6 protein-coding genes are annotated in these 6,818 nt (G+C 74.0%); 2 read left to right on the plus strand and 4 right to left on the minus strand.

Annotated features, from left to right (window positions below):
• Positions 1 to 1,026 (plus strand): hypothetical protein (locus tag G3I19_RS32930; RefSeq protein ID WP_164267379.1); only part of this gene is annotated, 1,026 nt, incomplete at its 5' end.
• Between the two features lie 80 nt (positions 1,027 to 1,106).
• Here G3I19_RS32930 and G3I19_RS32935 read toward each other — a convergent pair.
• Both G3I19_RS32935 and G3I19_RS32940 read right to left on the minus strand, forming a co-directional pair.
• Positions 1,107 to 2,132: a Gfo/Idh/MocA family oxidoreductase gene (locus G3I19_RS32935; protein WP_164267380.1), complete on the minus strand. Its 1,026-nt coding sequence runs from the start codon at positions 2,130 to 2,132 to the stop codon at positions 1,107 to 1,109.
• A 67-nt stretch (positions 2,133 to 2,199) separates the two neighbouring features.
• Positions 2,200 to 3,138 (minus strand): aldo/keto reductase, encoded by a 939-nt coding sequence (locus G3I19_RS32940; protein ID WP_164267381.1) that lies wholly within the window; start codon positions 3,136 to 3,138, stop codon positions 2,200 to 2,202.
• A 351-nt stretch (positions 3,139 to 3,489) separates the two neighbouring features.
• Between G3I19_RS32940 and G3I19_RS32945 the strand changes: the two genes are divergently transcribed.
• Entirely contained in the window at positions 3,490 to 4,398 is a 909-nt protein-coding gene (locus tag G3I19_RS32945) for an endonuclease/exonuclease/phosphatase family protein (protein ID WP_239074996.1), read from the plus strand.
• Between the two features lie 37 nt (positions 4,399 to 4,435).
• Here G3I19_RS32945 and G3I19_RS32950 read toward each other — a convergent pair whose 3' ends face one another.
• Together G3I19_RS32950 and G3I19_RS32955 are read right to left on the minus strand one after the other, a co-directional pair.
• Positions 4,436 to 5,392 carry a class I SAM-dependent methyltransferase gene (locus tag G3I19_RS32950; RefSeq protein ID WP_164267382.1) on the minus strand — a complete coding sequence of 319 codons (957 nt, stop codon included), beginning with the start codon at positions 5,390 to 5,392 and terminating at the stop codon, positions 4,436 to 4,438.
• A gap of 106 nt (positions 5,393 to 5,498) precedes the next feature.
• Positions 5,499 to 6,758, minus strand: a complete 1,260-nt coding sequence (locus tag G3I19_RS32955; RefSeq protein WP_164267383.1) for an MFS transporter — start codon at positions 6,756 to 6,758, stop codon at positions 5,499 to 5,501.
• Between the last annotated feature and the right edge of the window lie 60 nt (positions 6,759 to 6,818).

Below are 6,818 nucleotides of genomic sequence, written 5' to 3' on the forward strand. Positions count from 1 at the left end.
GCCCAGACGGGTTCGCTCGGCCCGGAGGAGGGTGCCGAGTACCGGCGCAACCTGCGGGCCCTGTTCGACGCGTCCGGCGTCCGCGACCCGGCGCGGCCCACCCCGGCGGAGCTGTACGCGGCCCTCCACCGCGCCGGCCTGGAGGTGGCCGCACGTCTCGCCGCGGCACTGCCCGCCGACTCCGGCCGTACGGCGGTCTTCCTGGGCACCGACGGCGAGTTCCTCAAGCCCTGCCACGACCTGCTGGCGGGTACCACCGACGCGTCCCGGGTCTGCTACGTCAGCCGGCTCTCGCTGCTCGGCGACACGGAGCGGGCCGTCCTGGCCCGCACCAGCCGGCAGGTCTTCGGGCCCGCAGAGGTCACCGCACGCGGCGAGGCGGGGCGCCAGCGGGCCTGGATGGACAACGGACTCGTCGCCTCCCAGCTGGCCCGCCTCATCACCGCTGCCCGCCAGGATGCCCATGACACGCCCGGCGGCCCGCCGTTCGAGGAGCTGTTCCTGCGCCGGTTCGCCGAGGAGGCCCGGCACGGCACCGACCAGGCGCGGCGGTTGCGGCGGGGTGAACTCACCCTGTACGGGACGCCCGTGGCGCAGACCGACGCGGTGATCCGCCAGTCCATCACGACCGGACTCTTCTCCCGTGTGTGCCGGGACCTGGCCGGGCAACTGCCCTCCACCGGAAGGCCGCTGACCCTCGTCGACATCGGCGCCAACGGCACCCAGCCCGCGTTGCTGATGGGCGCTGCCCGGCTCGAGGACGAGCACGCCGACGTCGGTGTCACGCTGTTCACTTCGCACCCGGACCGCTGGGGACGGCCCGGCGTGCTGTTCCGCACCGCGCCCGCGACGCGGCTGTTCGCGCTGGGCGTGGAGAGCGTCAAGACCTTCGCGACCGACTACGGTGCGGTGGCGGGCGGCGGTACCCATACGGTGAAGGCGGTCGACCACGACCAGCGGTTGCTCGCCCACTTCAAGCACCTGGCCTTCCACCGGGCGGCGTGGGAGACACGGGCCGCACGGTAGCGGCGTGCACGGCTGGGGGGCCCGCGGACGCGGGCCCCCCAGCCGTGCACGTCACGGCCTTCCAGGGAAGTGACGGAGCATCAGATCTTCACGGTCGCACCCGATGTGAGGGCGGCCCGCACCGCCATCGCGATCCGCACGGCGAGCACCCCCGCGTCCCGGCCCGGCGCGGGCGCGGTGCCCGCGCGCAAGGCGGCCACGAAGTGGGCGAGGGCCGCGGCGCTGATCTCCCCGCGTCCCGGCAGCGGCCAGCTCTCGCGCTCGGGATCCGCGCTGTCGGCGGTGGCCCACTCCAGATCGCCGAACATGTGGTCGTGCCCGGTCAGCCGGGCTTGCCCGTGCCGCGTGTACACCGACAGGGCGGCGGGCGTGCGCAGCGCCTGCGCACCGAGCGCGCCTCCTGTCAGCACCGCCGCCGCGCCCGACGCGAAGCGCAGGGTGACGGCCACCCCGTCCTCCAGCGGGCTGCCCAGGAAGGAACCACCGGCTGCCTGCACGGCCACCGGCTCACCCAACAGGCAGCACAGGGTGTCCAGCAGATGGCAGGTGTTCTCGTTGACGATGCCATTGCCCACGGCCGTGTCCCACACCCAGCTGGGGCTGTCGTCCCGCGGCAGCACCAGGTCGGCGTTGACCACGAGCCCCTCGCCGAGCGGGCCGTCCAGCAGCTCCCGGAGCCGGCGCACGGCGGGCAGGTGCCGCAGACAGAAGTCCATCATCACCGGCATGCCGGGAAACCGGTCGAACAGCGCGGTCATCTCCTCCGCATGCGCGTCGTCGACGGCGAACGGCTTCTCCAGGAAGACGGCGAGGCCGCGTTCGCCGGCGGCCTCCACGATCCGCCGCCGTGCTGCCGGCGGCACCGCGACCACCACGGCGTCGAGTTCCTCCTCCGCGATCATGCGCAGCCCGTCGCGGTGGCCGCGGGCCCCCAGCCGTGCGGCCCACGGCTCCAGATCGATGCCCTGGGCCTCCGGGTCGAGATCGGCCACGGCGACCAGACGGGCGCCGGGAAGGGTGGACAGGACCTTGGCGTGGCAGCGGCCGAAGCCGAGACCGATGACGCCGAACCGGATGGGCGGATCGGTGGGGCCGGGCGTGGACATGGAGCCTCCAGTGATGTCGGTGCGGACCCGCGGACGGATGCGGGAGACGGCGGAACGGCGCGGCCCGTCAGGCGGGCAGGTCCGGCCAGTTCCCGTCGTCAGACGGCCAGCTCGGGCCGGGGACGTCCGCGAACAGGGCGAGGACGTCCGCGAGCAGTTCTTCGTCGGGCGCGGTCGCGGCGGCGCGTACCGACGCCTCCAGGTGCTCGCGGTCACCGGTCCCGGTCAGGACCGCGGCGAGGTCGTCCTGTGCGAGAGCGAACTGCAGGGCGAGCAGAGCCAGGTCGGCGCCCCGGTCCGCACACAGCGCGGCGGCCCGGGCCGCCGCCTCGCGCAGGGCGGGCGGGGCAGGATGCCAGGAGGGCGGCCCTGCCTGGGTGAGCAGGCCCATCGCCGCCGGGCTGCCCAGCAACGTCGCGACCCCCAGGGCGCGCCAGTCGGCGACGGGTTTCTCCAGCGCGGTGTCGTGGGGGCCGTAGCGGCAGTACGAGAGCACCACGTCGACACCGCCCGCGGCGACCGCGCTCTCCAGCACCGGCAGCGGCAGCCCGGAGACGCCTACGGCACGTGCCTTGCCCTCGCGTTTGAGGCTCGCCAGCAGCGGCAGCACGGTGCCGATGATCTCGTCCCGGCCGCCGTACTCGATGTCGTGCGCCAGCAGGACGTCGACGTGGTCGGTGCCCAGCCGTCGCAGGCTGTCCTCCAGACCTGAGCGGATACGGCCGGGTGAGAAGTCGAACTCCTCCGGGGACCAGCAGCCGATCTTGGTGGAGACCACCACCTCGTCGCGGCGGCCCCGCAGGACCTCGCCCAGGACGGTCTCTGCGAAGCCCTTCCCGTAGGAGGGCGCGGTGTCCACAAGGTTGATGCCGAGGTCGAGCCCCCGGCGGAGGGTATCGGCGACGGTGTCGGGGTCGCGTTTGCCGAAGATCCCCATGAGTGACGTGGTGCCCAGCCCGAGGGCAGACACCCGGGGGCCGTCCGGGCCCAGAGTGCGGTACCGCACGCTCACCTCCCAGTTCGGAAGTCGCAGGAACAGGATGAGTGGGACGCAACTCCTGCGTCCCCGGGGCATCGTCGGCCCGGCCGGCGGGCGCGGACCTCCCCCGATCGGGCAGTCCTGGACGCCCCGGGCTGCTCCGGGAGGCCGCCGTGAGATCCACCCGCACATGGTGTTGGCGGCCGTCGGCGGCGTGTGGTGCCGTGGACGGGGATGTCCGGACGTTCCGGTACCGCAGAGCGGCCACCGGTGCCGACGGACCCCGTGACCGCGGCCGGACGGCCGGCGGGACTCGGAGAGGACGGCAGGAATGGAACTGCGCGCAGCGGGCGGCGCCGGCGGCGGACGGACACCGAGATGACGGCGATGACGACGGCCGGACAGACCGGCGCGACGAGGGACGGGCCGGGCGGGGAGGAGGAGCGGGACGCCGGGACGTCCGTGATGTTCTGGAACCTGTTCCGGGCCGGATTCGAACGGCACGCGGGCGACGACACCCGGTGGCATGCCCAGCGCGCGCTGATCCTGCGGGAGCGGCCCTCCGTGCTGCTGGTGACAGAGGCGTGGTGCTGGGACCTGGACGACGAGGCGCTCTTCACCGACGCCCAGCGGTCCCTCGGCATGGAAGGCGCGCTCTTCCACGCCGGGACCGAGTGCCACCAGGCGATCCTGTGGCGTCCCGGGGTGGAGGTCCGGTCCGTGGACGCCTATCTGCCCGGCCTCAACCCCTGGCACGGATTCGGCAGCGCCCTGCTGCGGCTGCCGGGACGCAGCGAGCCGGTACGGTTCGTCGCCGCCCACCTCGACCCGTACAGCCCGCTCAACCGGAGGATCGAGTCGGACCGGCTGCGTGGCTTCGTCGGGCCCCATGTGAGGACCCCGACGCTGGTGGCGATGGACGCCAACACGGTGCCGCCCGGCGACCGGGAGCCCGACTGGAGCGGTGTGCCCGCCCACCGGGCCGGCAACCATCTGCCGCCCGACGGCACCGAGACCGACCGCACCCCGGTGGGCGCGCTGCTCGGAGAAGGTCTCTTCACCGATGTGGGAGCCCATCTCGGGGACCGCACCCCCACGGTCGGTGTGTCGGAGGAGGGCGACCCCGCCCGGCGCATCGACTTGTTCCTCGCCTCCGGCCCGCTGCTCCCGTCGGTGCGCTCCTACCGTCCGCTGGCCGACGTGCCGGCCGGCGCCGACGGGCGGGAGGCGTCGGACCACGCGCCGATCCTGCTCCGGCTCGCCTCCGACACCGAGGAAGGCCGGTGACCGTGCCCGGCCGGACCCGGCCGGGCACCGGCTGCCGTCAGACGGTCGCCGCGGGACGGCTCAGCAGGTAGAACTGGAACACCTCGTCCGGCCGTCCTGGCACGGCGCCCACCGACGAGCGCACCTCCAGGCCGAGTTCCCCCGCGAGGTGCCGCACGGCGGGCAGCACGGGCGTGTGCCCGAACACCAGGGCGTGCCCTCCCGGCGCGATCAGCCGTGTCAGCGAACGGAACCCGTCGACGGCCGCGTCCGCGCTGAGCACTTCCGCGTTGAGGAAGCGCAGCACGAGTACCTGCACCGACCTTTCTGGCACCGGCATGCTGAGACCGTCGGCGACGAACGCGTCCGGGATGCGCCGCCTGGCCAGTTCGACCATCTTCTGTGAGGCGTCGGATGCCAGCACCCGGCACTCAGGGAAGGCCGCCCCGAGCGATGACACGAACCTGCCGGTGGAGCAGGCCGGGTCATAGACGGTGTCACCGGGCCGCACGACGTCGCGCAGCACGATCGCCGCAGCGGCCCGGAAGTGCTCCTCGTCCGGGTCGAGGCTGTCGGTGAGTTCCGCGGTGCCGTCCCATACGTACGCCGGGACCAGGGCCTCGTTCCAGTCGCGGTCCAGCCGCGGGAAGGGGAAGTCGAGGTCGGCCTCCGGGTCCTTGGAGGCCCGGGCCAGCGTGTCCGCGTGCGCCTGCGCGGAGCGGGCGGTGAAGTAGAACTCCACCCGCTGCCGGGTGAAGCGCAGACTCTCGAACTCGCCCATCAGCATTCGGGGTGTGAGCACGGACGAGGGGTCGGTACGGTCCTCAGGGACCAGCTTGCGTCCCAGCCAGGTGGTGCCGCCCAGACGCAGCAGGAAGTACTGGCACAGGGCGAACGGAGACCTCTCCGTCCAGGAGCTGAGGCGGTCGGCGGGGCCGAAGCCCCCGTCCCCGACGGCGGCGTTGATCTCCCGTTCCTGCTGGAGCCACTCCTGCTCGTCCTGATGGCTGAACATGTTCGGATCACCTCTGTCGATCGATGCGGCGGTGGGGTGGTGGCGCGCACCGGACGGTGCGGCGCGTGCGGGGTGGCCGCGCGGCACGGGGCCGCGGGCGCGAGGGTCAGGTGGCGGGGGCCTGGAGGGGCCTGGTCTCGGGTGCGCGCAGCCAGGCCAGCAGGGCGAGCGCGGGGATCGCCGCGGTGAGCAGGAACGCGGCAGGGAAGGAGAGTTCCTGCGCGGTCAGTCCGGCGAGCAGCGGTCCGGCGACGGCTCCGACGTCCGCGGTGACCTGGAAACCGGCGAGCGCGGAACCGCCCGAGGAGTCGGGGCCGACGATGTCCGCGACCGCGGCGCCGTGCGCGGGACCGACGATCCCGCAGCCCGCTCCGGTGAGGAGCGCCGCCGCCAGCAGGGGGACCGGCGCGGTGCTGAGCCCGATTCCGGCGAGGCCGACACCGAACAGCGTGAGTCCCAGGAGGACGACGGGCCGCCGTCCCCAGCCGTCGGTGAGCCGTCCGGCGATCGGCAGCACCACCACGCCGCCCACGGCGAAGAGAGTCAGCGCGAGGGAGGACAGGGGAGCGCCCCGGGTGAAGTGGGCCGTGACGAACAGCGGTACCAGGGAGACCTGGATGCCGTACGCGCCCCAGCCGACCGCGAAGTTGGACAGCAGGGCGGCGCGATAGGCGGGCGCCGCGAGCATGTCCCGCAGGCGCACCGTACGGGTGCCCCCGCCCGTCGCGTCCGCCGCGGCCCTCCCGGTGTCCGTGGGCACGGCGGCGGGCAGCAGGAGCGCCGCGACCGCGGTGAGCGCCAGGCAGACTCCGGCCACGGTGAACGGCGCGGACGGTGCGAGGGTGACCAGACCGGCACCGGCCATCGGGCCGATGACCGTACCCGACTCGAAACCGACGGACCACACACCGAACGCCCGGCCGCGCAGCGCGGCGGGGGCGGAGGCCACGAGCAGGGCGACGGCGCTCACGGTGAACGTCGCGGAGCCCACCCCGCCGAGGACCCGCAGGCCCAGCAACTGCCAGTAGGAATGGGTGAGTCCGACCGACCCGGTGCAGGCCGCCGTCAGCAGCAGCCCGGCCGGCAGCACCCGCCGGGCGAGGCCGCCGGAGACCAGCCGCCCCGCCACCGGTGTGAACAGCAGGCGGGCCAGGAAGAAGGCGCTGACGACACCCGACACCGCGGTGGTGGAGGCCAGTTCCGAGGTGCGTTCGGTCAGCACGGGGGCGATGGCACCGGCGCACAGGGAGGACACGAAGACGACGCAGACCAGCACCCATACGGTGACCGGCAGCCGTCGGCGCGAGGCCGCCGGCGGTGGCGTGGGCCCGGCCGGGGGCGCCGTCGCTTCAGGAAGGGAGCCCATCGCTACCGCCCTCCGCGCGCGGGAGCGGCGAACGCCCGGGTGGACTCGGCGGCCCGGCCG

Source organism: Streptomyces sp. SID10853, from assembly GCF_010548145.1.
Classification (GTDB): domain Bacteria; phylum Actinomycetota; class Actinomycetes; order Streptomycetales; family Streptomycetaceae; genus Streptomyces.

Bases quoted from the DNA above. Each gene is read 5' to 3' on its own strand.
- G3I19_RS32945 (WP_239074996.1), top strand. From the start codon at position 3,490: ATGACGGCGATGACGACGGCCGGACAGACCGGCGCGACGAGGGACGGG.
- G3I19_RS32935 (WP_164267380.1), bottom strand. From the start codon at position 2,132: ATGTCCACGCCCGGCCCCACCGATCCGCCCATCCGGTTCGGCGTCATC.
- G3I19_RS32955 (WP_164267383.1), bottom strand. From the start codon at position 6,758: ATGGGCTCCCTTCCTGAAGCGACGGCGCCCCCGGCCGGGCCCACGCCA.
- G3I19_RS32950 (WP_164267382.1), bottom strand. From the start codon at position 5,392: ATGTTCAGCCATCAGGACGAGCAGGAGTGGCTCCAGCAGGAACGGGAG.